The organism is Halorubrum sp. SP9 (assembly GCF_005435015.1).
Taxonomy (GTDB): domain Archaea; phylum Halobacteriota; class Halobacteria; order Halobacteriales; family Haloferacaceae; genus Halorubrum; species Halorubrum sodomense.
The window spans coordinates 1-1,131 of the sequence record NZ_SGXU01000127.1; the positions used below are offsets into that span (position 1 = coordinate 1).

At 51.3% G+C, this 1,131-nt stretch carries 1 protein-coding gene and 1 pseudogene; both read right to left on the minus strand.

Annotated features, from left to right (window positions below; translation table 11 throughout):
• A partial coding sequence (locus EXE45_RS16785) for a glycosyltransferase family 2 protein (protein ID WP_137695003.1) occupies positions 1-618 on the minus strand: 618 nt, incomplete at its 3' end.
• Positions 618-1,131, minus strand: a pseudogene (locus EXE45_RS19810) (hypothetical protein); the annotation flags it as partial. The pseudogene EXE45_RS19810 and the gene EXE45_RS16785, both read right to left, overlap by 1 nt.

Genomic DNA, 1,131 nt, shown 5'->3' on the forward strand with positions numbered 1-1,131 from the left:
AGGTCTGAGCGCTGTCGGGAAGTTTGATTCGACGCCGGCCTCGTCGAGATACGCGACCGACCAGTCCAGTCGCTGTGCTCGCTGTTTCAGTTCCTGAACTTCGGCACCAATCATCTCCTTGTCGAACGCACCCGAGTCGACGAATGCCTGCGTGTCGCACGCGAAACAGGCACCACCGTACCATGTACTTCGTCCCTTGAGCTTCCCGACCTGTGCGGCGGCGGGATGAAGATAGCTCGTGTTTTTCACCTCAATCTTCCCGAACACCAACGAGTAGCCGCCTATGAGTTTTGATTGAATCCGCTGAAGACTGTTTGGAATAAGTCTCGAATCAGCGTCGATTCGCACAAAGTATTCCCCTCTAGCGGCTTCAACTAGCCGGTTACAAGTTCCTATTATCCCCCGGTTCGTGTCGTTCTTAACCGTTCGCAATTCTGGTATCATCTGATCTAATTGTTCGAGGATCTGTGGTGTGGCATCCGTCGAACAGTCGTCACATACCACTATTTCGTACCGAAAAGACGTGTCTTGACTCAGGATGCTTTTAATACAACCCTCTATGTATGCCTCCTCGTTATACGCTGGGATCAGAATTGAAACCGTTATGGCCTCCTGCATCAGAGGTATCCCAAGTCTGAGAGACGCTCTTCAACGTCTTCTTTGTTTTCTGTCGTAGTTGTCGTTTTAGGTCCTGTATGAAGCGGTTCACGTGAAGCGACTTCACGTTGTGCCGGTGCCCCCGTGAGTGTGTCCATGAGTACCTTTCCGTCGTAATTCGACGGGATATGTGAGTCACATATGTGGAGTAGGGTCGGCGGGAGGTCAAGGAGGGATGCCGTTTTCCGTTCGGGATCTTGTTTGATATTCGGTCCTGCCATCATCAATACTCCCTCCCTAGCGGCATCGTGCATCCCTTCGTTCTCCGATCCCGGGAATAATCCGAAAATATGGTTGTTCGGGTTGGTGTTGACGTTGTAGTCCGGGTTCGGAAGGAGGATGATATCCGGAAGATCTTCCAGATACTTCCCCTCATACAGATCTTCTTTACGGTAGACCCCTCTGAACACCTGGCTACCGGTTTCAGGGTCGGTCAGATCGCAAAGCTCGGTGATCAGATCTTCGATTACTTCT